General features: G+C 69.3%; 26 protein-coding genes. 21 read left to right on the top strand and 5 right to left on the bottom strand.

Annotated features, from left to right (window positions below):
* The first annotated feature begins 123 nt into the window (after nt 1-123).
* From GTY47_RS35110 to GTY47_RS35020, 19 genes are all read left to right on the top strand, one after another.
* Nucleotides 124-1,917, top strand: a complete 1,794-nt coding sequence (locus GTY47_RS35110; RefSeq protein WP_029181190.1) for a trypsin-like serine protease — start codon at nt 124-126, stop codon at nt 1,915-1,917.
* Nucleotides 1,918-2,126: 209 nt separating this feature from the next.
* Nucleotides 2,127-3,263 (top strand): LCP family protein, encoded by a 1,137-nt coding sequence (locus GTY47_RS35105; protein ID WP_029181189.1) that lies wholly within the window; start codon nt 2,127-2,129, stop codon nt 3,261-3,263.
* Between the two features lie 195 nt (nt 3,264-3,458).
* Nucleotides 3,459-3,680, top strand: coding sequence for a 50S ribosomal protein L31 (gene rpmE / locus GTY47_RS35100; RefSeq protein ID WP_010040182.1), 222 nt, complete (start codon nt 3,459-3,461; stop codon nt 3,678-3,680).
* A gap of 106 nt (nt 3,681-3,786) precedes the next feature.
* Nucleotides 3,787-4,863, top strand: a complete 1,077-nt coding sequence (gene prfA, locus GTY47_RS35095) for a peptide chain release factor 1 (protein ID WP_010040179.1) — start codon at nt 3,787-3,789, stop codon at nt 4,861-4,863.
* A gap of 35 nt (nt 4,864-4,898) precedes the next feature.
* Nucleotides 4,899-5,744 carry a peptide chain release factor N(5)-glutamine methyltransferase gene (gene prmC / locus GTY47_RS35090; RefSeq protein WP_010040177.1) on the top strand — a complete coding sequence of 282 codons (846 nt, stop codon included), beginning with the start codon at nt 4,899-4,901 and terminating at the stop codon, nt 5,742-5,744.
* Between the two features lie 79 nt (nt 5,745-5,823).
* On the top strand, nt 5,824-6,471 hold the full coding sequence (locus tag GTY47_RS35085; RefSeq protein ID WP_010040176.1) for an L-threonylcarbamoyladenylate synthase: 648 nt from the start codon (nt 5,824-5,826) through the stop codon (nt 6,469-6,471).
* Nucleotides 6,468-7,148: a low molecular weight phosphatase family protein gene (locus GTY47_RS35080; RefSeq protein ID WP_029181188.1), complete on the top strand. Its 681-nt coding sequence runs from the start codon at nt 6,468-6,470 to the stop codon at nt 7,146-7,148. The genes GTY47_RS35085 and GTY47_RS35080 overlap by 4 nt, the downstream gene beginning before the upstream one ends.
* Before the next feature lie 71 nt (nt 7,149-7,219).
* Nucleotides 7,220-8,458 (top strand): serine hydroxymethyltransferase, encoded by a 1,239-nt coding sequence (gene glyA / locus GTY47_RS35075; RefSeq protein ID WP_010040170.1) that lies wholly within the window; start codon nt 7,220-7,222, stop codon nt 8,456-8,458.
* A gap of 129 nt (nt 8,459-8,587) precedes the next feature.
* Nucleotides 8,588-9,931 (top strand): MraY family glycosyltransferase, encoded by a 1,344-nt coding sequence (locus GTY47_RS35070; RefSeq protein ID WP_010040169.1) that lies wholly within the window; start codon nt 8,588-8,590, stop codon nt 9,929-9,931.
* A 313-nt stretch (nt 9,932-10,244) separates the two neighbouring features.
* A complete protein-coding gene (locus tag GTY47_RS35065; protein ID WP_029181187.1) occupies nt 10,245-10,682 on the top strand; it encodes a hypothetical protein in 438 nt (145 codons plus the stop codon).
* 273 nt (nt 10,683-10,955) lie between these two features.
* Nucleotides 10,956-11,723, top strand: coding sequence for a F0F1 ATP synthase subunit A (gene atpB / locus GTY47_RS35060; protein WP_010040165.1), 768 nt, complete (start codon nt 10,956-10,958; stop codon nt 11,721-11,723).
* Nucleotides 11,724-11,801: 78 nt separating this feature from the next.
* Complete coding sequence (locus GTY47_RS35055) at nt 11,802-12,038, top strand: ATP synthase subunit C (protein WP_010040161.1); 237 nt, start codon at nt 11,802-11,804, stop codon at nt 12,036-12,038.
* 39 nt (nt 12,039-12,077) lie between these two features.
* The gene (locus tag GTY47_RS35050; protein ID WP_010040159.1) at nt 12,078-12,626 is read left to right on the top strand and encodes a F0F1 ATP synthase subunit B; all 549 of its coding nucleotides are present in this window, start codon (nt 12,078-12,080) and stop codon (nt 12,624-12,626) included.
* Entirely contained in the window at nt 12,623-13,438 is an 816-nt protein-coding gene (locus tag GTY47_RS35045) for a F0F1 ATP synthase subunit delta (protein WP_010040157.1), read from the top strand. The genes GTY47_RS35050 and GTY47_RS35045 overlap by 4 nt, the downstream gene beginning before the upstream one ends.
* Nucleotides 13,439-13,562: 124 nt before the next feature.
* Entirely contained in the window at nt 13,563-15,152 is a 1,590-nt protein-coding gene (atpA, locus tag GTY47_RS35040; RefSeq protein ID WP_010040152.1) for a F0F1 ATP synthase subunit alpha, read from the top strand.
* A gap of 20 nt (nt 15,153-15,172) precedes the next feature.
* On the top strand, nt 15,173-16,090 hold the full coding sequence (locus tag GTY47_RS35035) for a F0F1 ATP synthase subunit gamma (RefSeq protein WP_010040149.1): 918 nt from the start codon (nt 15,173-15,175) through the stop codon (nt 16,088-16,090).
* The gene (gene atpD, locus GTY47_RS35030) at nt 16,091-17,527 is read left to right on the top strand and encodes a F0F1 ATP synthase subunit beta (RefSeq protein ID WP_010040147.1); all 1,437 of its coding nucleotides are present in this window, start codon (nt 16,091-16,093) and stop codon (nt 17,525-17,527) included. It begins immediately after the preceding gene.
* Between the two features lie 130 nt (nt 17,528-17,657).
* Nucleotides 17,658-18,035 carry a F0F1 ATP synthase subunit epsilon gene (locus tag GTY47_RS35025; RefSeq protein ID WP_010040145.1) on the top strand — a complete coding sequence of 126 codons (378 nt, stop codon included), beginning with the start codon at nt 17,658-17,660 and terminating at the stop codon, nt 18,033-18,035.
* Nucleotides 18,036-18,165: 130 nt separating this feature from the next.
* Nucleotides 18,166-18,612, top strand: coding sequence for a DUF2550 domain-containing protein (locus tag GTY47_RS35020; RefSeq protein WP_029181186.1), 447 nt, complete (start codon nt 18,166-18,168; stop codon nt 18,610-18,612).
* A 14-nt stretch (nt 18,613-18,626) separates the two neighbouring features.
* On the opposite strand, the gene GTY47_RS35015 is transcribed toward GTY47_RS35020, so the two are convergent.
* The 3 genes from GTY47_RS35015 to GTY47_RS35005 all read right to left on the bottom strand — a co-directional run bounded on the left by GTY47_RS35015 (nt 18,627) and on the right by GTY47_RS35005 (nt 22,436).
* On the bottom strand, nt 18,627-20,447 hold the full coding sequence (locus GTY47_RS35015; RefSeq protein ID WP_010040141.1) for a glycoside hydrolase family 18 chitinase: 1,821 nt from the start codon (nt 20,445-20,447) through the stop codon (nt 18,627-18,629).
* 157 nt (nt 20,448-20,604) lie between these two features.
* Nucleotides 20,605-21,246, bottom strand: coding sequence for a response regulator transcription factor (locus tag GTY47_RS35010; RefSeq protein WP_010040139.1), 642 nt, complete (start codon nt 21,244-21,246; stop codon nt 20,605-20,607).
* Nucleotides 21,243-22,436 (bottom strand): histidine kinase, encoded by a 1,194-nt coding sequence (locus tag GTY47_RS35005; RefSeq protein WP_010040138.1) that lies wholly within the window; start codon nt 22,434-22,436, stop codon nt 21,243-21,245. Before GTY47_RS35005 ends, GTY47_RS35010 begins: the two co-directional genes overlap by 4 nt.
* 152 nt (nt 22,437-22,588) lie before the next feature.
* Here GTY47_RS35005 and GTY47_RS35000 point away from each other — a divergent pair, with 152 nt between their 5' ends.
* Nucleotides 22,589-23,167: a hypothetical protein gene (locus GTY47_RS35000; RefSeq protein ID WP_010040136.1), complete on the top strand. Its 579-nt coding sequence runs from the start codon at nt 22,589-22,591 to the stop codon at nt 23,165-23,167.
* Entirely contained in the window at nt 23,164-23,352 is a 189-nt protein-coding gene (locus GTY47_RS34995; RefSeq protein ID WP_010040133.1) for a DUF5708 family protein, read from the top strand. Before GTY47_RS35000 ends, GTY47_RS34995 begins: the two co-directional genes overlap by 4 nt.
* Here GTY47_RS34995 and GTY47_RS34990 read toward each other — a convergent pair.
* Both GTY47_RS34990 and GTY47_RS34985 read right to left on the bottom strand, forming a co-directional pair.
* The gene (locus tag GTY47_RS34990) at nt 23,349-23,921 is read right to left on the bottom strand and encodes a cob(I)yrinic acid a,c-diamide adenosyltransferase (protein ID WP_010040132.1); all 573 of its coding nucleotides are present in this window, start codon (nt 23,919-23,921) and stop codon (nt 23,349-23,351) included. The genes GTY47_RS34995 and GTY47_RS34990 overlap by 4 nt on opposite strands.
* A gap of 13 nt (nt 23,922-23,934) precedes the next feature.
* Nucleotides 23,935-24,684, bottom strand: coding sequence for an ABC transporter permease (locus tag GTY47_RS34985; protein ID WP_010040128.1), 750 nt, complete (start codon nt 24,682-24,684; stop codon nt 23,935-23,937).
* Nucleotides 24,685-24,689: the final 5 nt, after the last annotated feature.

Genomic DNA, 24,689 nt, shown 5'->3' with positions numbered 1-24,689 from the left:
TAAGCACTGCGTAAGAGGGCCGCCCCCGGGAACGGGGGCGGCCCTTCGTGCTGTTCGTGTGCGGGTAGGATCACGCTCTCTTCGAACATGTGATCCCGAGGGGGGACATACGTGGGTAGAACCATGCCTGGGGGCGGCCGGCACAGACGCCGGATACGGATAGCCCTTCCCGTCGCCGCGGCCGGTGTGGCCGCCGCCGTGGCCGCCGCGCTGCTGACGACGACCGCCGACGCGGCCACCCCGCCGCCGCAGCCGACCGTCAAGCCCGCCACCAGCTCACCGTCGCTCGCCGAGCTGGAGAAGCGCGTCGCGGGAGCCATGGCCGGTGACGACGTCGCGGGGCAGACGACCAAGTCGTCGCTCAGCGCGAGCACGAACACCAGCGGCTCCGCCATCGACCCGAAGATCATCGGTGGTAGCGAGACGACCATCACGTCGGCCCCGTGGATGGCGCAGCTGCACTACTACGACGACCGGGGCACCTCGACCACCAGCGACGACATCGGCTTCTTCTGCGGCGGCGCCGTCGTCGCGCCGACGAAGATCCTCACCGCCGCGCACTGCGTCAAGGGCTACGACTGGCACGCCAACGGCGCCATTGTCACCGGTACCTCCCAGCTGCCCTCGGCCGACGGCACCGACCTGCACGGCGGTACCGTCACCGGCGTCTGGCGGCAGTGGAACCACCCGTCGTACAACGCGACGACCATCGACAACGACATCGCGGTGCTCACCCTGCCCGTCCCGGTCAAGGCCACCCCGATCCGCATGACGACGTCCGGCGACACCACGTCGTACAAGGCCGGCACCAGCGCCAAGGTCTACGGCTGGGGCCGCACCAGCTCCACCAGCGACGACATCTCCGAGACGCTGAAGACGGCCACGCTGCCCGTCCAGTCCGACACCACCTGCGCCGGCGCGTACGGCAGCGACTTCATCAAGGGCCACATGGTCTGCGCGGGCCAGCCCGCCACCGGCAGCGACGCCGGCACCACCACTGCCTGCAACGGCGACTCCGGCGGCCCGCTGGTCGTGAACAACCGGATCGTCGGTGTCGTCTCCTGGGGCGTGACGGACTGCGTCGCCAAGGGCGCCTACAGCGTCTTCAGCAAGGTCAGCACCTACGTCGGCGCCGCCTACCCGCGCCTCGACGACACCAACATCAGCGGCGACCACAAGGCCGACCTGTGGGTGCGCAACGCTTCCACCAAGACGGGCTACTCCAAGGACTCCAAGGGCACGTCCTTCGCCGCCCGCGAGTCCTGGGGCAACTGGAACGGCTTCAACACCGTCCTCCAGACGGACCTCGACCGGGACGGCTACCAGGACCTGGTCTACCGGCGCAGCAGCGACGGCGACGTCTTCTGGACCCACTACGTGATTTCCACCGGCACCTGGTCCACCAAGCAGATCGCCGACAACTGGAAGACCCGCACCCGCATCATCACCCCCGGTGACGTCACCGGCGACTACCTGCCCGACCTGCTCTCGGTCGACTCGGCGGGCGTGCTGTGGATCTACCCGGGCAAGGGCAACGGCACCTTCTCGCCCCGCGTCAAGGTCAGCTCCGGCTGGAACCAGTACAACTCCGTGCGCGGCCACGGCGACTTCACCGGGGACGGCAAGACCGACCTGATCGCCCGCAGCACCTCGGGCAGCTACGTGTACCTCTACAAGGGCACCGGCAAGGCCGGCTCGGGCGCCTTCTCGGCCCGGATCAAGGTGCGCACCTGGGGCGGCTACAACGCCTTCGACGCCACCGGCGACATCACCGGTGACGGCAAGGCCGACTTCCTGGCCCGCACCCCCGGCGGCACGCTGTACCTGTACCCGGGCACCGGCAAGGCGTCCAGCGAGATCTTCGCCACAAGGAAGTCCGTCGGTACCGATTTCAAGCAGTACGACATCTTCGGCTGAAATCGCAGGTGAGCGAGGTACCCCTCGCGGAGACGAACACACACTGTGCCCACCGCCGCACGCGGTGGGCACAGTCCGTTGTGCAACCCTTTCCCGAGTTTCTCCGTCTGACCAGGCGGAGCGACGATGGTGCCAGGAGGAAGTCCCCGACCGAGCACGCCTGGCACTGACCGCAGGGGGTAACCGACCGTAGACGAGCTGAGGAGCACATGTCTGCCGAGAGCACGCCGGGTCCGGGCATACCGGGAGATACCGGCACCAACGGGCCGCGTCACCGCGCCAAGGGCCGACGCCGCAAACCCCGTAAGCGCCACAAGGGCCTGATGGTGACGGCCTGGACCGCCGCGGGGATCGTCGTCCTGGGCGGCGCCGGGGCGGGGTACGTGTACTTCAAGCTCAACGGCAACCTGAAGAGCGTCGACATCGACCAGGCCCTCGGCACGGACCGGCCCAAGAAGGCCGACAACGGCTCGGAGAACATCCTCGTCCTCGGCTCCGACACCCGCGCCGGCGGCAACAAGAAGCTCGGCGGCGGCACCGACGACGGCAGCGCACGCTCGGACACGGCGATGATCGTGCACGTCTACAAGGGCCACAAGAAGGCCAGCGTGGTCTCGATCCCGCGGGACACCCTCATCGACCGGCCCGCGTGCACGGACACCAAGGGCAAGGAGTACCCCGCCGCGAACGGCGTGATGTTCAACTCCGCGTACTCCACCGGCGGGGCCGCCTGCGCCGTGAAGACCGTCGAGTCGATCACCGACCTGCGCATGGACCACTACCTGGAGGTCGACTTCGCCGGCTTCCAGAAGCTCATCGACGACCTCGGCGGCGTCGAGGTCACCACGACCAAGAGCATCGACGACCCCGACAGCCACCTGAAGCTGAAGGCCGGCACCCACAGACTCGACGGTGAACAGGCCCTCGGCCTGGTCCGCACCCGGCACGGCGTCGGCGACGGCTCCGACCTGGGCCGCATCCAGCTGCAGCAGGCCTTCATCAAGGCACTGGTCAACCAGGTCAAGGACGTCGGCGTCTTCACCAACCCCAAGAAGCTGCTCGACCTCGCGGAGACCGCGACCAAGACGGTGACGACCGACTCCGACCTGGGCTCGGTCAACAAGCTCGCGTCCTTCGCAGGCGGCCTCCAGGGCATCACCCCGTCCAACATGCACATGGTCACGATGCCGGTGGCCTACGACCCGGCCGACCCCAACCGGGTCCTCCTCCAGAAGAAGAAGGCCGACGAGATCTGGAAGGCCCTGGAGAACGACAAGCCGATCCCGAAGAGCGCGACGAAGGGCACGGCGACAGGTGAAGCCAAGGGCGTGGTGAGCAGCTCCTAGGGCGCGGGGCCGTATCGGTTCGCGGCTCCGCCGCATGGGCGCGGCAAGCCCCCACCGGCCCGCGGGGAACAAACAACGGCAACCCCCGGTTTTGGGGGATGGCCCCAGTCCTGGCAGACTGGTACGTCGGCCCCGGTTCACGCTCCCGCACCCCGCGGCAGCGACCCGGCGCCCTCCCGAAACCTAGGAGACACCTTGAAGCGCGACATCCACCCCGCGTACGTCGAGACGCAGGTCAGCTGCACCTGCGGCGCGTCGTTCACCACCCGCAGCACCATCGAGTCCGGCGCGATCCGTGCCGATGTCTGCTCCGAGTGCCACCCGTTCTACACGGGCAAGCAGAAGATCCTCGACACCGGTGGCCGCGTGGCCCGCTTCGAGGCCCGCTTCGGCAAGGCCGCCGGCTCCAAGAAGTAGCGAGCCCCATTTCGCCGGTCCGCGGACGCGCCCCCTCACCGGGCGCTCCGGGACCGGCGTTTTTGGTCGCCCGCCCCTTCACCCACGTCCGTACACAGGAGCCAAGATGTTCGAGGCCGTCGAGGAACTCGTCGCCGAGCACGCCGACCTGGAGAAGAAGCTCGCCGACCCGTCGGTCCACGCAGACCAGGCCAACGCGCGCAGGATGAACAAGCGTTACGCCGAGCTCACCCCCATCGTCGCCACGTACCGCTCCTGGACGCAGACGGGCGACGACATCGAGACCGCGCGCGAATTCGCCGCCGACGACCCCGACTTCGTGGCCGAGGTCAAGGAGCTGGAACAGCGGCGCGAGGAGCTGACCGAGAAGCTGCGCCTGCTCCTCGTCCCGCGCGATCCCAGCGACGACAAGGACGTCATCCTCGAGATCAAGGCGGGCGCGGGCGGCGACGAGTCGGCCCTGTTCGCCGGCGACCTGCTGCGCATGTACCTGCGGTACGCCGAGCGTGTCGGCTGGAAGACCGAGATCATCGACGCCACCGAGTCGGAGCTCGGCGGCTACAAGGACGTCCAGGTGGCCGTGAAGACCAAGGGCGGCCAGGGCGCGACGGAGCCCGGACAGGGCGTGTGGGCCCGCCTGAAGTACGAGGGCGGCGTGCACCGCGTGCAGCGCGTCCCCGCCACCGAGTCCCAGGGCCGTATCCACACCTCGGCCGCCGGTGTCCTCGTCACCCCCGAGGCCGAGGAGGTCGACGTCGAGATCAATCCGAACGACCTGCGCATCGACGTCTACCGCTCCTCGGGGCCGGGCGGACAGTCCGTCAACACCACCGACTCCGCCGTGCGCATCACGCACATCCCGACCGGAGTCGTCGCCTCCTGCCAGAACGAGAAGAGCCAGTTGCAGAACAAGGAGCAGGCACTGCGTATCCTGCGCTCCAGGCTGCTCGCCATGGCACAGGAGGAGGCGGAGAGGGAGGCCGCCGACGCCCGTCGCAGCCAGGTCCGCACCGTCGACCGCTCCGAGAAGATCCGTACGTACAACTTCCCGGAGAACCGCATCTCGGACCACCGTGTCGGCTTCAAGGCGTACAACCTGGACCAGGTCCTGGACGGCGACCTCGACGCGGTGATCCAGGCCTGTGTCGACGCGGACTCGGCCGCCAAGCTGGCAGCCGCGTAAGGGCACGTAGGAGTACTGAGTACCGGAGGACTTGCGTGAATCTGCTGCTCGCGGAGGTGGCCCAGGCCACCCAGCGGCTCGCCGACGCCGGCGTGCCCTCGCCGCGCACCGACGCGGAGGAGCTCGCCGCGTTCGTGCACGGCGTCAAGCGCGGCGAGCTGCACTCCGTCAAGGACTCCGACTTCGACGCCCGCTACTGGGAGGTCATCGCCCGCCGCGAGGCCCGCGAGCCGCTCCAGCACATCACCGGGCGCGCCTACTTCCGGTACCTGGAACTCCAGGTCGGCCCCGGGGTGTTCGTGCCCCGGCCCGAGACGGAGTCCGTGGTCGGCTGGGCCATAGACGCCGTACGGGCCATGGACGTCGTCGAGCCGTGCATCGTCGACCTGTGCACCGGCTCCGGCGCCATCGCGCTCGCCCTCGCCCAGGAGGTGCCGCGCTCGCGCGTGCACGCCGTGGAGCTGTCCGAGGACGCCCTCAGGTGGACCCGCAAGAACGTGGAGGGGTCCAGGGTCGAGCTGCGCCAGGGAGACGCCCTGACGGCCTTCCCGGACCTGGACGGCCAGGTCGACCTGGTCATCTCCAACCCGCCGTACATCCCCCTCACCGAGTGGGAGTACGTCGCCCCCGAGGCGCGGGACTACGACCCCGACCTGGCCCTGTTCTCCGGCGAGGACGGCCTCGACCTCATCCGCGGCCTGGAGCGCACCGCGCACCGGCTGCTGCGCCCCGGCGGTGTCGTGGTCGTGGAGCACGCCGACACCCAGGGCGGCCAGGTGCCGTGGATCTTCGCCGAGGACCGCGGCTGGACCGACGCCGCCGACCACCCGGACCTGAACAACCGCCCGCGTTTCGCCACGGCCCGCAAGGCGCTGCCGTGAGCGCACCGGGCACCCCGCGGTCTTCGCGGTCTTCGCAGTCTTCATCCCAGCAGCACGTGTACGAGGAGGCCAGCTAAAGATGGCACGGCGATACGACACCAACGACGCGACCGACCGAGTGACCGGTCTGCGTGAGGCAGCGTCCGCCGTCCGCCGTGGCGAGCTCGTGGTGCTGCCGACGGACACGGTGTACGGCATCGGCGCCGACGCGTTCTCCTCGGAGGCGGTCGCCGACCTGCTGGCGGCCAAGGGCCGGGGCCGCAACATGCCCACGCCCGTCCTCATCGGCTCCCCGAACACGCTGCACGGGCTCGTCACGGACTTCTCGGAGCTGGCCTGGGAGCTGGTCGACGCCTTCTGGCCGGGCGCGCTGACGCTCGTCGCCAAGCACCAGCCGTCCCTCCAGTGGGACCTGGGCGACACCCGTGGCACGGTCGCCGTGCGCATGCCGCTGCACCCCGTCGCCATCGAGCTGCTGACGGAGGTGGGCCCGATGGCCGTCTCCTCCGCCAACCTGACCGGCCACCCCGCGCCGGAGGACTGCGACGCCGCGCAGGAGATGCTCGGCGACTCCGTCTCCGTCTACCTCGACGGCGGCCCGACTCCCGGCAACGTCCCGTCCTCGATCGTCGACGTGACCCGTGAGGTGCCGCTGCTGCTGCGCGCCGGCGCGCTCTCCGCGGAAGAGCTGCGAAAGGTCGTACCCGACCTCGAGGTGGCGAATTGACGGCCCCTGGAGCGGGGCGTGGCATAGGCAACGGGGAAAGCGCGGCGGAGATCACGACGACGTTCGTGGGGCTTCCGCGCGACAGCTTCCGCATCCTCCACGTCAGCACCGGCAACGTGTGCCGCTCGCCCATCACCGAGCGGCTGACCCGCCATTTCGTGCGGGAGCGGCTCGGGATCCTGGGCGGCGGGCTGATCGTGGAGAGCGCGGGCACCTGGGGTCACGAGGGCGCGCCCATGGAGAGCCACGCGGAGACCGTCCTCGCCGACTTCGGCGCGGACGCCTCCGGCTTCACCGGGCGCGAACTCCTCGACGAGCACGTGATCCGCGCCGACCTGGTGCTGACCGCCACCCGGGACCACCGGGCGCAGGTCATCTCCATGGGGCACTCGGCCGGCCTGCGGACCTTCACGCTCAAGGAGTTCACCCGACTGGTGAAGGCCATCGACCCGGCGACCCTGCCGTCCCTGGAGGAGGGCGTGGTCACCCGCGCGCGGGCGCTGGTGCGTGCCGCGGCGGCTCTACGCGGGTGGCTGCTGGCACCGAACGCCGAGGCGGACGAGGTGTACGACCCGTACGGGGCGCCCCTGACGTTCTTCCGGTCCATCGGGGACGAGATACACCAGGCACTCGATCCGGTCGTCACGGCCCTCACGGGCGTCCCCGCAAAGACGTAACGGCCGAGCGCCCCGGAGGCCCCGGGCCTACATTGGACGTACGTCACCGTCGACGCCGCCCGGAGCCCACCATGACGGTCACCCCTGCCATCGAGGCCGACCTCCTGCGCCGCCAGGACCCCGAACTCGCCGACATCCTGCTCGGCGAGCGGGAGCGGCAGGCGACGACGCTCCAGCTGATCGCCGCCGAGAACTTCAGCTCGCCGGCCGTCCTGGCCGCCCTCGGCTCGCCGCTCGCCAACAAGTACGCCGAGGGCTACCCGGGAGCGCGGCACCACGGCGGCTGCGAGATCGCCGACGTGGCCGAGCGCGTGGCCGTGGACCGGGCCAGGGCGCTGTTCGGCGCCGAGCACGCCAACGTCCAGTCCCACTCCGGTTCTTCGGCCGTCCTGGCCGCCTACGCCGCTCTGCTGCGCCCCGGTGACACCGTCCTCGCCCTCGGTCTGCCCTACGGCGGTCATCTCACGCACGGTTCGCCGGCCAACTTCTCCGGCCGCTGGTTCGACTTCGTCGGATACGGCGTGGAGGCCGAGTCCGGGCTGATGGACCACGAGCAGGTGCGCACCCTGGCGCGCACGCGCCGGCCCAAGGCGATCGTGTGCGGCTCCATCGCCTACCCCCGGCACATCGACTACGCGTTCTTCCGCGACGTCGCCGACGAGGTGGGCGCGTACCTCGTCGCGGACGCCGCGCATCCCATCGGGCTGGTCGCCGGGGGAGCGGCGCCGAACCCGGTGCCGTACGCGGACATCGTCTGTGCGACGACGCACAAGGTGCTGCGGGGCCCGCGCGGCGGCATGATCCTGTGCCGTGCGGAGCTGGCCGAGCGGGTCGACCGGGCCGTGTTTCCTTTCACACAGGGCGGCGCGCAGATGCACACCATCGCGGCCAAGGCCGTCGCGTTCGGGGAGGCGGCAACTCCGGCGTTCGCCGTGTACGCCCATCAGGTGGTCGCCAATGCGAGGGTTCTCGCGGCCCGGCTGGCCGCCGAGGGCCTGGTCGTCACCACGGGCGGCACGGACACCCACCTGATCACCGCCGACCCGGCGCCGCTCGGCGTCGACGGCCGCACCGCCCGGCGCCGTCTCGCCGCGGCCGGCCTGGTCCTGGACTGCTGCGCGCTGCCGCACGGCGACGCCCGGGGACTCAGACTCGGCACGGCCGCCGTGACCACGCAGGGCATGGGCGAGGCGGAGATGGCGCGGATCGCCAAGCTGCTCGCAGGGGTGCTCAAGGGCGTGACCGAGACCGCGAGGGCCCGTGAAGAAGTGCGGGAGCTGGCCGGTGGATTTCCGCCGTATCCCCGCTGAGACGGGGTAAGCGCACCAGGGTGCACAGCTACTCGTGCAACCATCGTCGCTACCCGGAAGTCCCCACACATATGCGCGCATCGCTAGGGTGTGGGGCTGAGATGGCCAGCGAGACCTGTGGGGAAGCCTGTGCGTGAATACCTGCTGACGCTCTGCATCACGGCCGCGGTGACGTATCTGCTGACAGGGCCGGTACGGAAGTTCGCGATCGTGGCCGGAGCGATGCCGGAGATCCGGGCACGTGACGTGCACCGGGAACCCACTCCGCGGCTCGGCGGGATCGCGATGTTCTTCGGCCTGTGCGCGGGGCTGCTGGTCGCCGATCACCTGACCAACCTCAACCAGGTCTTCCAGGCCTCGAACGAACCCCGCGCGCTGCTGTCCGGGGCGGCCCTGATCTGGCTGATCGGCGTGCTGGACGACAAGTTCGAGATCGACGCCCTGATCAAGCTGGGCGGCCAGATGATCGCCGCGGGCGTCATGGTCGTGCAGGGTCTGACGATCCTGTGGCTGCCCATCCCGGGCGTCGGCTCGGTGGCGCTCACCCAGTGGCAGGGCACCCTGCTGACGGTGGCGCTGGTCGTCATCACCATCAACGCGGTCAACTTCGTCGACGGCCTGGACGGTCTCGCGGCCGGCATGGTCTGCATCGCGGCCACCGCGTTCTTCCTGTACGCCTACCGGATCTGGTACTCGTACGGCGTCGAGGCCGCCGCCCCGGCCACTCTCTTCTCGGCGATCCTGATGGGCATGTGCCTGGGCTTCCTGCCGCACAACATGCACCCGGCGCGGATCTTCATGGGCGACTCGGGCTCGATGCTGATCGGCCTGGTCCTGGCCGCCGGTGCCATCTCCATCACGGGGCAGGTCGACCCGGACGCGCTCAACCTGTACGTCGGGTCGGAGAAGGAGGCCGTGCACCAGACGGTCCCCGTCTACATCCCGCTGCTGCTGCCGCTGACGATCATCGCGGTCCCCGCCGCCGACCTCATCCTGGCCATCGTGCGCCGCACCTGGCGCGGCCAGTCGCCGTTCGCCGCCGACCGCGGCCACCTGCACCACCGGCTGCTGGAGATCGGCCACTCGCACAGCCGGGCCGTGCTGATCATGTACTTCTGGTCGGCGCTGATCGCCTTCGGGGCGCTCGCCTACTCGGTCAACTCGGCGTCCATGTGGATCGTGCTCGGGGTCGTGTTCCTCAGCGCGATCGGCCTGGCCCTGCTCCTGCTGCCGCGCTTCACGCCGCGCGCCCCGCGCTGGATGGAGCGGTTCGTGCCGCCGCGCTACCGGCGCCGCGGGGTCCCGGCCCTGGCGCCCGAGGCCTCGACGCCGGCGTCCGCCGCCGAGCAGACGGCCGCGGTCGCGCGTGAGGACCGCGCCCCGGTGGTGTCCGGAGTCTCGGGAGTCAACGGGGCCACCGCCCTCGGCTCCCGTTCGCGTCTGGCGGACCGGCGCAAGGCCGGGACCAGGTAAGAACCGGGACAAGGTAAGAATCTGACTAGAGCATTGCCAAGTCGTGGGGTTGCGATGGGGGTGCGAAGCGCCCAATACCAGACAAGTCGGCGCTGTTCCTGCACAGACGCGCGGCTTCACTCTCATGTGTGACAGCCCGCACACCTTCAGGTAAAGACTGCATCAAATAGTTTGTGATACGGTTCACGAGAACCCCCGGATAGAGCCGAAGGACCGCAGTGCGACGGTCCATTGGTGTGAGGTCTCCACTCAGCCCGGGACTACGCTCGTCCATGACGACACCCCTGCCCCCTGCGAAAGCGGAGTTGCCGCCATGCCGTCCAATGACGCCCGGAACCTTCTGCAGTGCGCTGTGCCCGCAGCGGCTGCCGGTGTGGTCGCCGTCGCCGTCAGCGGCGTGGTGGCCGGAGGCAAGGGGGCCCTCGGAGCCGCCGTCGGCACAGCCCTGGCGATCCTCTTCATGGGGATCGGTCTGTACGTCCTCCAGCGGACGGCAAAAACGCTCCCGCAGTTGTTCCAGGCCATGGGGCTGATGCTCTACACGGCCCAGTTGCTGCTGCTCCTGATTTTCGTCGCCCTCTTCAAGGACACCTCGTTCTTCAACGCGAAGACGTTCGCCGTCGGGCTCGTCGTCGCGACCGTCGTGTGGATGGCCGCGCAGGCTCGTGCGCACATGAAGGCCAAGATCTTCTACATCGACCCGGACTCCGAGAAGAGCGAGAAGCCCGAGAAGACCGGGTCGTCGTCGTGACGAGTAGGGGCGCGATAAAGAGCATTGGGAACTCCTGCTATCGTCCGGTGCCAACTGCGGCATCGCGGGCGCGGGCATCTGAGCTGACGCCTGCTCGAACGCGAGGCTCGATGCCCCCCAGCCGCCCTCACATCCGTAACACCAGTCCGGTGCCGACCCGCGGCTGCGCGCCGCGCCGACACAACGAGGTTGCCGTACCCATGCGTCACGCCGAAGGAGCCCGTGGTGAGTGCTGACCAGACCCAGCTCGCCTTTGACTGGAGCTGTCGGATCATGTCCGACGGGTGTGGTTTTCCGGCACCGGGCCTGCACTCGTTCCTCTTCAAGCCGATTGCCACGGTTGGAGGGTTCGAGTTCAACAAGGTGATGCTGCTCGCGATCATCACCACCATCCTCGTCATCGGCTTCTTCTACGCGGCCTTCGGCAAGGCCAAGGTGGTGCCGGGCAAGCTGCAGATGGTCGGTGAAGCCGGCTACGACTTCGTCCGCCGCGGCATCGTCTACGAGACCCTCGGAAAGAAGGAGGGCGAGAAGTACGTCCCCCTGATGGTCTCGCTGTTCTTCTTCATCTGGATCATGAACATCTGGTCCGTGATCCCGCTGGCGCAGTTCCCGGTCTCGTCGATCATCGCGTTCCCGGCGGTACTCGCCGCGGTCGTCTACGTCACGTGGGTCTCGCTGACCTTCAAGCGGCACGGCTTCGTCGGGTTCTTCAAGAACATCACCGGCTACGACAAGACGCTCGGCCCGGTGCTGCCGCTCGTGATGGTCATCGAGTTCTTCTCGAACCTGCTCGTCCGGCCGTTCACGCACGCGGTGCGACTGTTCGCCAACATGTTCGCCGGCCACCTGATGCTGGTCATGTTCACGGTCGCCTCCTGGTACCTCCTGAACAGCTGGATGATCCCGGCGGCCGGTGTCTCGTTCGTGATGACCATCGCCATGATCGGTTTCGAGCTTTTCGTGCAGGCCGTCCAGGCGTACGTCTTCGTACTCCTCGCCTGCACGTACATCCAGGGCGCTCTCGCCGAGCACCACTGAGCCCCTCCCGCCCCGCAAGTCCCAAGAACGTCCGGTGGCCAACCCCCGCCGGTCCGTGAAAGAGAAGGAAGATTCAGCATGGCTGCCACTGAGACCCTCGCCGCTGTCTCCGGTTCGCTCGGCTCCATCGGCTACGGCCTCTCCGCCATCGGCCCCGGCATCGGCGTCGGCATCATCTTCGGTAACGGCACCCAGGCCCTGGCCCGTCAGCCCGAGGCGGCCGGTCTGATCCGTGCCAACCAGATCCTGGGCTTCGCGTTCTGTGAGGCGCTCGCCCTCATCGGCATCGTTATGCCGTTCGTGTTCGGTCAGTAATTTCCTGCTCACCGACACGTTTCGACGAAAGGCACTGATGTGATCGCCAACCTGGTGCAGCTGGCGGCCGAGGAAGAGCAGAACCCGCTCGTTCCTCCGGGCCCCGAGCTGCTCGTCGGCACCATCGCCTTCGCCATCGTGTTCTTCTTCTTCTGGAAGAAGCTGCTTCCGAACATCAACAAGGTTCTGGAGGAGCGCCGCGCGGCGATCGAAGGCGGTATCGAAGAGGCCGAGACCATGAAGGTCGAGGCCCAGAGCGTCCTTGAGCAGTACAAGGCACAGCTCGCCGAGGCCCGGCACGAGGCCGCGCGTCTGCGCCAGGAGGCGCAGGAGCAGGGTGCCGCCCTCATCGCCGAGATGCGGGCCGAGGGCCAGCGGCAGCGCGAGGAGATCGTCGCCGCCGGTCACGCCCAGATCGAGGCCGACCGCAAGGCCGCCGCGTCCGCGCTCCGCCAGGACGTCGGCAAGCTCGCCACCGACCTGGCCGGCAAGCTCGTCGGCGAGTCCCTCGAGGACCACGCCCGCCAGAGCCGCGTGATCGACCGGTTCCTCGACGACCTCGAGGAGAAGGCCGAGGCCGGCCGATGAACGGAGCGAGCCGCGAGGCCCTGGCAGCCGCACGAGAGCGTCTCGACGCGCTGACGGACTCCACGTCCGTGGACGCCGGCGCGCTCGCCGACGAACTGGCCGCCGTCACCGCGCTGCTCGACCGCGAGGTGTCGCTGCGTCGGGTCCTCACCGACCCGGCGCAGGCCGGTGAGGCCAAGGCCGAACTGGCCCAGCGCCTGCTCGGCACCCAGGTCAGCGGCCCGGCCGCCGACCTGGTCGCCGGAATGGTGCGCTCCCGCTGGTCGCAGTCGCGCGACCTGGTGGACGCCCTGGAGGAGCTGGCCAGCACCGCCGACCTCACCGCCGCGCAGAAGGCGGGCAAGCTCGACGACGTCGAGGACGAGCTGTTCCGGTTCGGCCGGATCGTCTCCGGCAGCACCGAGCTGCGCGCCGCGCTGACCGACCGCAAGGCCACCACCCCGGCCAAGAGCGAGCTGCTGCGCAGCCTGCTCGGCGGCAGGGCACAGGCGGCCACCGAGCGTCTGGTGACGCGCCTTGTGGCGGCGCCGCGGGGACGTAGCCTGGAGTCGGGACTGGAGTCCCTGTCCAAGCTCGCCGCCGAGCGCCGGGACCGCATGGTCGCCGTCGTCACCTCGGCGGTACCGCTGAGCGACGTGCAGAAGCAGCGCCTGGGCGCCGCCCTCGCGAAGCTCTACGGCCGCAAGATGCACCTCAACCTGGACGTGGACCCCGAGGTCCTCGGCGGAATGCGGGTGCAGGTCGGCGACGAGGTCATCAACGGCTCCCTCGCGGACCGCATCGAGGACGCCGGCCGCCGGCTCACGAGCTGAGCAGCAACTCAATAGGCATTACGTACTTACGACGGCCCTGGTTGGGCCGTGCAGAAGAATCCTGGGGGTCGCCCCCAGACCCCCTAAGAAACTTCGGGCCCAACAAGGAGAGCAGGGAACCCAGATGGCGGAGCTCACGATCCGGCCGGAGGAGATCCGGGACGCGCTGGAGAACTTCGTCCAGGCGTACAAGCCGGACGCGGCCTCGCGCGAGGAGGTCGGTACGGTCACCTTTGCCGGCGACGGCATCGCGAAGGTCGAGGGCCTGCCCTCGACCATGGCCAACGAGCTGCTGAAGTTCGAGGACGGCACCCTCGGCCTCGCCCTCAACCTCGAGGAGCGCGAGATCGGTGCCATCGTCCTCGGCGAGTTCAGCGGCGTCGAGGAGGGGCAGCCGGTCAGCCGTACCGGCGAGGTCCTGTCCGTCGCGGTCGGCGAGGGCTACCTCGGCCGCGTGGTGGACCCCCTCGGCAACCCGATCGACGGCCTCGGCGAGATCGAGACCGACAGCCGTCGCGCCCTGGAGCTTCAGGCTCCTGGCGTCATGGTCCGCAAGTCGGTGCACGAGCCGATGGAGACGGGCTACAAGGCCGTCGACACCATGACCCCGATCGGCCGTGGCCAGCGTCAGCTGATCATCGGTGACCGCCAGACCGGCAAGACCGCCCTGGCCGTCGACACGATCATCAACCAGCGCGACAACTGGCGCTCGGGCGACCCGAACAAGCAGGTCCGCTGCATCTACGTCGCCATCGGCCAGAAGGGCTCCACCATCGCCGGCGTGCGCGGCGCTCTGGAGGAGGCCGGCGCGCTGGAGTACACGACCATCGTCGCCGCTCCGGCGTCCGACCCGGCCGGCTTCAAGTACCTGGCGCCGTACACCGGTTCGGCCATCGGCCAGCACTGGATGTACCAGGGCAAGCACGTCCTGATCATCTTCGACGACCTGTCGAAGCAGGCCGACGCCTACCGCGCCGTGTCGCTGCTGCTGCGCCGCCCGCCGGGCCGTGAGGCCTACCCGGGTGACGTCTTCTACCTGCACTCCCGGCTGCTGGAGCGCTGCGCGAAGCTCTCCGACGACATGGGTGCCGGCTCGATGACCGGTCTGCCGATCGTCGAGACCAAGGCCAACGACGTCTCGGCGTTCATCCCGACCAACGTCATCTCCATCACCGACGGCCAGTGCTTCCTGGAGTCGGACCTGTTCAACGCCGGTCAGCGTCCCGCGCTGAACGTCGGTATCTCGGTCTCCCGAGTCGGTGGTTCCGCCCAGCACAAGGCGATCCGCCAGGTCTCCGGCCGACTGCGTGTGGACCTCGCCCAGTTCCGTGAGCTGGAGGCGTTCGCCGCCTTCGGTTCCGACCTGGACGCCGCGTCCAAGGCGCAGCTGGAGCGTGGTCAGCGCATGGTCGAGCTGCTGAAGCAGCCGCAGTACCAGCCGATGGCCACCGAGGACCAGGTCGTCTCCATCTGGGCCGGCACCACCGGCAAGATGGACGAGGTCCCGGTCGCCGACATCCGCCGCTTCGAGAAGGAGCTGCTGGAGTACCTGCACCGCAAGGAGCAGGGCCTGCTGACCTCCATCCGCGAGGGCGGGAAGATGTCGGACGACACCCTCCAGGCCATGGCCGACGCCATCGCGGAGTTCAAGAAGCAGTTCGAGACCTCCGACGGCAAGCTGCTCGGCGAGGACGCCCCGGCTGCCGGCAAGTGACGACGGAAGGGACCTGACTCATGGGAGCCCAGCTCCGGGTCTACAAGCGTCGCATCCGATCCGTCTCCGCGACCAAGAAGATCACGAAGGCGATGGAGATGATCGCCGCCTCGCGCGTCGTCAAGGCGCAGCGCAAGGTGGCGGCGTCCACGCCGTACGCGACCGAGCTCACCCGGGCGGTCACGGCGGTCGCCACCGGATCGAACACCAAGCACCCGCTGACGACCGAGCCGGAGAACCCGACCCGTGCCGCGGTCCTGCTCCTCACGAGCGACCGCGGGCTGGCCGGTGCCTTCAACTCCAACGCCATCAAGGCCGCGGAGAGGCTCACGGAGAAGCTTGAGGCCGAGGGCAAGGAGGTCGTCAGCTACATCGTCGGCCGCCGTGGTGTCGCCCACTACAACTTCCGCGAGCGCAAGATCGCGGAGTCGTTCACGGGCTTCACCGACGACCCGTCGTACGCGGACGCCAAGAGGGTCGCGGCCCCGCTGATCGAGGCGATCGAGACCGAGACGGCCGAGGGCGGCGTGGACGAGCTCCACATCGTCTACACCGAGTTCGTGTCGATGATGACGCAGACGGCGATCGAGGCGCGGCTGCTGCCGCTCAGCCTCGACGAGGTGGCGGCGGAGGCGAAGCCCAAGGGCGAGATCCTCCCGCTGTTCGACTTCGAGCCCTCGGCGGAGGACGTCCTGGACGCCCTGCTGCCGCGCTATGTGGAGAGCCGGATCTACAACGCGCTGCTCCAGTCGGCCGCCTCCAAGCACGCCGCCACGCGGCGCGCGATGAAGTCGGCCACCGACAACGCCGGAGAGCTCATCGAGACGCTCACCCGGCTTGCCAACCAGGCCCGCCAGGCCGAAATCACCCAGGAAATCAGCGAGATCGTCGGTGGCGCCAGTGCCCTGGCCGACGCGACCGCGGGGAGTGACCGATAAATGACCACCACTGTTGAGACCGCGACGGCTACGGGCCGCGTCGCCCGGGTCATCGGCCCGGTCGTCGACGTGGAGTTCCCCGTCGACGCGATGCCCGAGATCTACAACGCCCTCCACGTCGAGGTCGCCGACCCGGCGCAGGCGGGCGAGAAGAAGACGCTGACCCTGGAGGTCGCCCAGCACCTGGGTGACGGCCTGGTCCGCGCGATCTCCATGCAGCCCACCGACGGCCTGGTCCGCCAGGCCCCGGTCGTCGACACCGGCGCGGGCATCACCGTTCCGGTCGGCGACTTCACCAAGGGCAAGGTGTTCAACACTCTCGGTGAGGTGCTGAACACCGACGAGACCTACGAGGGCGAGCGCTGGTCCATCCACCGCAAGGCCCCCGCGTTCGACCAGCTCGAGTCCAAGACCGAGATGTTCGAGACGGGCCTGAAGGTCGTCGACCTGCTCACCCCGTACGTCAAGGGCGGCAAGATCGGTCTGTTCGGTGGCGCCGGTGTCGGCAAGACCGTGCTGATCCAGGAAATGATCATGCGTGTCGCCAACCTCCACGAGGGCGTCTCCGTCTTCGCGGGCGTCGGTGAGCGCACCCGTGAGGGCAACGACCTCATCGCGGAGATGGAAGAGTCCGGCGTTCTGGACAAGACCGCCCTGGTCTTCGGCCAGATGGACGAGCCCCCGGGCACCCGTCTGCGCGTGGCCCTGGCCGGCCTGACGATGGCGGAGTACTTCCGTGACGTCCAGAAGCAGGACGTGCTGTTCTTCATCGACAACATCTTCCGCTTCACCCAGGCCGGTTCCGAGGTGTCGACCCTGCTCGGCCGTATGCCCTCCGCGGTGGGCTACCAGCCGAACCTGGCCGACGAGATGGGCATCCTCCAGGAGCGCATCACCTCGACCCGTGGTCACTCGATCACCTCGATGCAGGCGATCTACGTCCCCGCGGACGACCTGACCGACCCGGCCCCGGCCACCACCTTCGCCCACCTCGACGCGACGACGGTGCTCTCCCGTCCGATCTCCGAGAAGGGCATCTACCCGGCCGTGGACCCGCTGGACTCCACGTCCCGGATCCTCGACCCGCGGTACATCTCGGCGGACCACTACAACGCCGCGATGCGCGTGAAGAACATCCTGCAGAAGTACAAGGACCTGCAGGACATCATCGCGATCCTCGGTATCGACGAGCTCGGCGAGGAGGACAAGCTCGTCGTCCACCGTGCCCGTCGCGTGGAGCGCTTCCTGTCCCAGAACACCCACGCCGCCAAGCAGTTCACCGGTGTGGACGGTTCGGACGTGCCGCTGGACGAGTCGATCGCCGCGTTCAACGCGATCTGCGACGGCGAGTACGACCACTTCCCGGAGCAGGCGTTCTTCATGTGCGGTGGTCTCGAGGACCTGAAGAAGAACGCGAAGGAGCTGGGCGTCTCCTGAGCCTCGCGCTCGATGTGAGCCTCGTGCTCACGCCGGAGGGGGCGGGCGCGTCCCGCCCCCTCTGTCACGCCTACTAGACTTGTAACCAACACCCGGCACTCCCGCCGGGTGGTGACCCGAGGAGCCACCCTTGGCTGCTGAGCTGCACGTCGCGCTGGTCGCGGCCGACCGTGAGGTCTGGTCCGGCCAGGCCACCCTGGTCGTCGCGCGCACCACGTCCGGCGACATCGGCGTCATGCCCGGTCACCAGCCGCTGCTCGGTGTGCTGGAGTCGGGCCCGGTGACCATCCGCACGAGCGATGGCGGGACGGTCGTCGCCGCGGTCCACGGCGGTTTCATCTCGTTCGCGGACGACAAGCTCTCGCTGCTGGCCGAAATCGCGGAGCTGTCGGACGAGATCGATGTCCAGCGCGCGGAGCAGGAGCTGGAGCGTGCGAAGGCGGAGGACGACGCGGAGGCCCAGCGCCGCGCGGACGTCCGTCTGCGTACGGCCACGGCGGCGCGCTGACCCTGCCCGTCGTGTGATGACGTCACTCAGCCGCGGCTGGGTACCGGAGAGATCCGGACCCAGCCGCGGCTGAGGCGGATGTGGGTGATTTTTACGTTCCGTTACCTAGGAGACGAGGAGGTCGGTGTCGATGGTCCTCGCTCTGACTGTGTGCGGAATCGTGGTGGCCCTCGTGGTGGTGGGCCTGTTCGTCTTCGGCCTGCGCCGCCGGCTCATCCAGCGCTCGGGCGGCACCTTCGACGCCAGCCTGCGCTGGGACGCCCCGGAGCAGGGTGACTCGAACGGCAAGGGCTGGGCCTACGGGGTGGCCCGGTACAACGGCGACCGCGTCGAGTGGTACCGCGTCTTCTCGTACTCGCCGCGTCCGCGCCGGATCCTGGAGCGTTCCGCGATCGAGGTGGTCGGCCGCCGGGTCCCGGAGGGCGAGGAGGAGCTGGCGCTGCTCTCCGACCATGTGATCCTGGCCTGCCTGCACCGGGGCACGCGTCTCGAACTCGCGATGAGCGAAGACGCGCTGACCGGTTTCCTCGCGTGGCTTGAGGCAGCCCCGCCCGGTCAGCGCGTCAACGTGGCGTAACTCGCCGAACTGTTTTACGACAGACCGTTGTTGATCGCGGTCACCAGCTCTCCGTTACCGGTGTCGCCGCTGAACTCCCAGAAGAACGCGCCGCCGAGGCCCTGGTTCTTGGCCCAGGTCATCTTCCCGGCGATCGTCGACGGGGTGTCGTACGACCACCAGTTGCTGCCGCAGTGCGCGTACGCGGTGCCCGCGATCGTGCCGGTCGCCGGGCAGGAGTTCCTGAGGACCTTGTAGTCCTCGATGCCGGCCTCGTAGGTGCCGGGCGCCGGGCCGGTGGCCGTGCCGCCGGGGGCGGACTGGGTGACGCCGGTCCAGCCGCGGCCGTAGAAGCCGATGCCGAGCAGGAGCTTGGCGGACGGGACTCCCTTCGCCTTCAGCTTGGCGATCGCGTCGGCCGAGTTGAAGCCCGCCTGCGGGATCCCGGGGTACGAGGTGAGCGGGGAGTGCGGGGCCGTCGGGCCGTCCTTGTCGAAGGCGCCGAAGTAGTCGTACGTCATCACGTTGTACCAGTCGAGGTACTGCGCGGCGCCACCGTAGTCGGCCGCGTCGATCTTGCCGCCGGAGGAGCCGTCGGCGGTGATGGCCGCGGTGACCAGGTAGTTCGGGCCGAACTCGGAGCGCAGCGCGGACATCAGGTTCCTGAAGGCCGCGGGGCCCGAGGTGTCGCAGGTCAGGCCGCAGGCGTTCGGGTACTCCCAGTCGATGTCGATGCCGTCGAAGACGTCGGCCCAGCGCGGGTCCTCCACGACGGCCTTGCAGGACTTGGCGAACGCGGCCGCGTTCTGCGCGGCCTGGCCGAAGCCGCCCGAGTAGGTCCAGCCGCCGAACGAGTACAGCACCTTGATGTGCGGGTACTTGGCCTTGAGCTGGCGCAGCTGGTTGAAGTTGCCGCGCAGCGGCTGGTCCCAGGTGTCGGCGGTGCCGCTGACGGACTGGTCGGCGGTGTAGGCCTTGTCGTAGGCGGCGTAGGTGTCGTCGACGGTGCACTGGCCGTTCTTGACGTTGCCGAAGGCGTAGTTGATGTGCGTGATCTTCGACGCTGACCCCGAGGTCACCAGGTTCTTGACGTGGTAGTTGCGGCCGTAGACGCCCCACTCGGTGAAGTAGCCGAGCTTGACCTTGTCGCCGGTGGGCGGCTCGGTGGTGCCACCCGTGGTCCGGACCCGTACGGCGCCGCTGACCGGGCCGGTCTGGTCGGCGGTGTCACGGGCCTGGACGGTGTAGGAGTAGTCCGTGCCCTTGGTCAGGCCGGTGTCCGTGTACGACGTGGTCGTCACCGTGGCGACCTTCGTGCCGTCGCGCAGGACGTCGTAGTTCTTGACGCCCTTGTCGTCGGTGGCCGCGGACCAGGTCAGCTTCACCGAGGTGTCGGTGATGTTGGAGGCGGCGGGGGTGCCGGGCGCGGAGGGCGGCGCGTCGCCGGGGACGCTGCCGCCGTCGCAGCTGCCGCCGTTGAGCTTGCAGCCCGCGGGGGAGCCGGAGCCTGTGCCGTTGAAGCCGAAGGAGACGGAGGCGCCGGGGGCCAGGGTGCCGTTCCAGGACTTGTTCTTCGCGGTCCAGTGGGTGCCGGAGGAGGTGACGTCGGCGTCCCAGGCGGAGGTGACGGACGTGCCGGAGGGGAAGTCCCACTCGACGGTCCAGGAGTTGAGGGTCGTGGTTCCGGTGTTCTTCACCGTCCACTTGCCTTCGAAGCCGGATCCCCAGTCCTGGGTCTTGGTGTAGCTCGCGGTGGCGGATGTCGCGGCCTGGGCCGGGCTCGCGAGGCCGACGAGACCGGCCAGCGGGAGCAACAGGGTCGCGAACCCCGCCGCGGCTCTGTGTCTGAAGCGCATGCTGCGCCTCCTCGATGGAGTTGTGGGGGGCGTGACTGAGCCTCACGCCCACTCATGGTGCGGTGAGAATAGAAAGGTCTGGACCACCGGTCAATAGGTCTGGACCACCGTGACCTGTAGCGATCTGCGGCCGGGTCAGGTCCCTGACCCCTGCGGGTCAGACCCTCAACTCCTGTGCGAGCACTGCCGCTTGCACCCGGCTGCGCAGCTCCAGCTTTGCCAGCAGGCGGCTGACATGGGTCTTCACGGTCGCCTCGGCCATGTCGAGGCGCTCGGCGATGCCCGCGTTGGACAGGCCCTCGCCGAGGCAGGACAGCACCTCGCGCTCGCGCCGGGTCAGCCGGTCGAGGACGGCGGGGTCGGCCGCGGGCTCCCGGGTCGGCTTCGCCGCGAACTCCGCGATCAGCCGCCGGGTGACCGCCGGGGCGATCAGGCCCTCCCCGCGTGCGACCGTCCGTACGGCCTCCAGCAGGTCCTTCGCCTCGGTGTTCTTGAGCAGGAAGCCGGACGCGCCCGCCCGCAGCGCCCCGAACACGTACTCGTCCAGGTCGAAGGTGGTCAGCACCAGCACGTCGGCGAGCCGTTCCGCCACGACCTGCCGGGTCGCCGACACCCCGTCCAGTCGCGGCATCTGAACGTCCATCAGCACCAGGTCCGGCCGCAGCTCACGGGCCAGCGCCACCGCCTGTTCGCCGTCCGCCGCCTCGCCGACCACCTCCATGTCGGGTGCGCTGCGCAGGATGAGGACCAGGCCGGCACGGACGGCCGACTGGTCCTCGGCGACCAGGACGCGGATCATTCGGCTTCTCCTTCGACGGTGTCGTGGACGGGCAGGGCGGCGCGTACGGCCCAGATCTTGCCGTCCGGCGAGTCCTCCGGGCCGGCCTCGAACGTGCCGTCCAGTAGCGCGGCGCGTTCCCGCATGCCGACCAGCCCGGCGCCCGAGCCGGGGGCGCCCGGCCCGTCCCGGTCGCCGTAGGGGCTGGTCACCGCGATGGTCAGCAGGCCGTCGAGCTGGGCGAGGGACACGGTGACCCGGCCGGGGCCGGCGTGCTTGAGGGCGTTGGTGAGGGACTCCTGGACGATGCGGTAGGCGGCGAGTTCGACGGGCGCGGGGACCGCGTCGTGGGCGGCGTCGAGCGTGATGTCGAGGCCGTTGGTGCGCGCGTTGTCGACCAGGGCGCCGAGTCCGTCGAGGGTGGGTGCGGTGACGGGTTCGACGTCGCCGCTGGAGTCCCGGAGGATCCCGATGAGCCGCCGCATCTCCGCGAGCCCCTCCACGCTGTTCTCGCGGATGACCCCCAGCGCCTCCTGAGAGGTTTTCGGGTCGTCGAGGGAGAGGGCCGCGGTGGAGTGGATGGCGATCGCCGACAGGTGGTTGGCGACCATGTCGTGCAGTTCGCGGGCCATCCGCGCGCGTTCGGCGGTCACCGCCTGGGTGCGGTCCATCTCGGCGAGCAGCGCGGTCTGTTCGGCGCGCAAGCGGGCCGCTTCGGCGGCCTCGCGGTGGTTGCGGACGATCAGGCCGGTGGACGCGGGCCCGAAGGCGACCAGGCCGGTGACCACGCCGATCAGCAGCGCCTCGGGCTCGCGCCAGAGCGCGAACGGCACCACGGCTCCGGCCACGGAGAGCAGCCCGGTGATACGCGGGATGCGGTGGGCCGAGGCGGGCGGCCCGTACAGGACGGCCGCGTACATGAGGTCGGTGTACATCAGGATCGTGACCAGGTTGCCCTGGGTGACGGTGTCCAGGATGATCGCGGGCGTGCCGATCAGCAGCGCGGTGCGGGGGGCGATGCGGCGCAGCAGCTCACAGCCCGCCATGACGACGAGCGGCAGCAGAAGCGGCCAGCGCCCCGGCAGGAGTACGTACACCTCGGTGTGTGGACGGGTGGCAAGGCCGACGCCCCACAGCAGCAGCCCGCCGAGCAGACCGCCCAGCGCGACGCAGACGTCGAAACGGCGGGGGCGGGGGAGTCGAACGGCCATGGCACCATCCAACACGGCCGCAGTGCCCCGCGCGTGATCCCCGCGAAGGGTCCCGGACTGCATCTTTCGATGTACCGCGGGTTCGTCAGTCGCGACGACGATTCCGGCCGCGCCGAACGGGAGCCTGGCAGGGTGACCGAGAGGAGCGAATCGTGATCGTCGCCTTGATCGCCGCCTGTGAGATCGGCTTCTGGGTGCTGCTGGCGGCCGGACTGGCCTTCCGCTATCTGCTGCGCATGCCGCGCACGGGGCTGGCGCTGCTGCTGTGCGAGCCGCTGCTGGAGGTCGTCCTGCTGGTCGTCACCGCACTGGACCTGAAGAACGGCGCCGAGCCGAACTGGACGCACGGGCTGGCCGCGCTGTACATCGGCTACACCGTGGGGCACGGCCACCGCACGGTGAAGTGGCTCGACGGCCACGCGGCCCGCCGGTTCGGCGGCGCCCCGCCGCCGCCGAAGCCGCCGCGCTACGGCATGGCCCGGGCGCGTCACGAGGGCAAGGTCTGGATGGGCACGCTGATCGGCGCCGCCGTCGCGACCGCGCTGCTCCAACTGGCCATCTGGTACGTGGACGACCCGAGCCGTGTCACGTCCCTGGAGAGCTGGCGCTACGTGGCCTGGCGCACGGCCGGCATCCACGGCCTGATCGCGCTGAGCTACTGGATCTGGCCGCGGAAGGCTCCGGCGGGTGAGTCGGAGGTCGCGCCGGAGAAGGAGAGGGCGCACCGGTGAGCAAGGCCCGCGGGAACGTGCTGGAAGGGATCGTCACCTTCGTGATCGGCCTCGGGCTGTGGCTGTTCGCCGGGGACGTGGAGGTCCCCGTCGTCACCCTCACGAAGGTCGGCATCGTGATGATGTGCGTCGGCGGCGTGCTGGTCGCCGCCGGGCTGTGGCAGGGGGCCCGCAGTAAGGGCTAGCGCTCCCCGCCCGGGACCCACAGCACATCCCCGACCTCCTTGTTCGCCGTCCTCGCGAGGATGAACAGGAGGTCGGAGAGCCGGTTGAGGTAGGTGGCCGTCAGGGGGTTCATGACCTCGCCGTGGACCTCCAGGGCCGCCCAGGTCGAGCGCTCCGCCCGGCGTACGACCGTGCAGGCCTGGTGGAGCAGGGCCGCGCCCGGGGTGCCGCCGGGGAGGATGAAGGAGCGGAGCTTCTCCAGGCCCTCCAGGAAGCGGTCGCAGTCCGCCTCCAGCTTGTCGACGTAGGACTGCTCGACCCGCAGCGGCGGGAACTCCGGGTTCTCCACCACCGGTGTCGACAGGTCCGCACCCACGTCGAACAGGTCGTTCTGCACCCGGGTGAGGACCTTGACGACCTCCTCGTCCAGGCCGCCCAGCGCGATGGCCGTGCCGATCACCGCGTTCGCCTCGTTGGCGTCGGCGTACGCGGCGATCCGCAGGTCGGTCTTGGCGACCCGGCTCATGTCGCCGAGGGCGGTGGTGCCCTGGTCGCCGGTCCTGGTGTAGATGCGCGTCAGATTGACCATGTGGCCAGCGTAGTTACGCTCCGGCCGTTCGGAACACGCGTGTGCCCACTGTCACGGACAGGGCCGTGAAGCCGACGGCGACCAGCACGCCGTACAGCATGTGTGCCGTGGCGTAGGAGCCGACGTACGCGTCCCGGACGGCGTCGACCAGGTAGCGGAACGGCATGAGGTGCGACAGGACGTCCAGCCAGGCCGGGCCCAGGGTCATCGGGAGCATCAGCCCGGACAGCAGCATCGACGGCATGGTCAGCGCGTTGATCGCCGGGCCGAAGGTCTGCGGGGTGCTCAGCCTCATGGCCAGCGCGTACGACAGCGAGGCCAGCGAGAGCGAGAGCAGGGCGACGAAGGCGAACCCGATCAGGACGCCGGGCAGCGGGGCCCGCAGCCCCATCGCCACCGCGGCCAGCACCAGCAGCACGGCCTGGAAGGCGAACACCGTGGCGTCCCTGAGCACCCGGCCGAGCAGCAGGGCCAGTCGGCTGACGGGGGTGACGCGCATGCGCTCGACCACTCCCTGGCCCTTCTCCAGGATGATCGAGAAGCCCGCGAACGACGCCCCGAACAGCCCGAGTTGCAGCAGCAGGCCGGGGACGAGCACCTGCCAGGAGCTGCCCTGCCCGCCGAGCGGCAGATCCGTGAGCAGGGGGCCGAAGAACACCAGGTACAGCAGCGGCATCAGCACGCCGAAGAGCAGCGCGAAGCGGGAGCGCAGGGACTGGCGGAGATAGCGCCCGTAGACGAGCGCGATGTCGTGCAACAGCATGGGGA

It is taken from the genome of Streptomyces sp. SID5464 (assembly GCF_009862985.1).
Taxonomy (GTDB): domain Bacteria; phylum Actinomycetota; class Actinomycetes; order Streptomycetales; family Streptomycetaceae; genus Streptomyces; species Streptomyces chartreusis_D.
The sequence above is the reverse complement of the archived record's forward strand: the minus strand, read 5'-3'. Positions and strand labels throughout refer to the sequence as shown.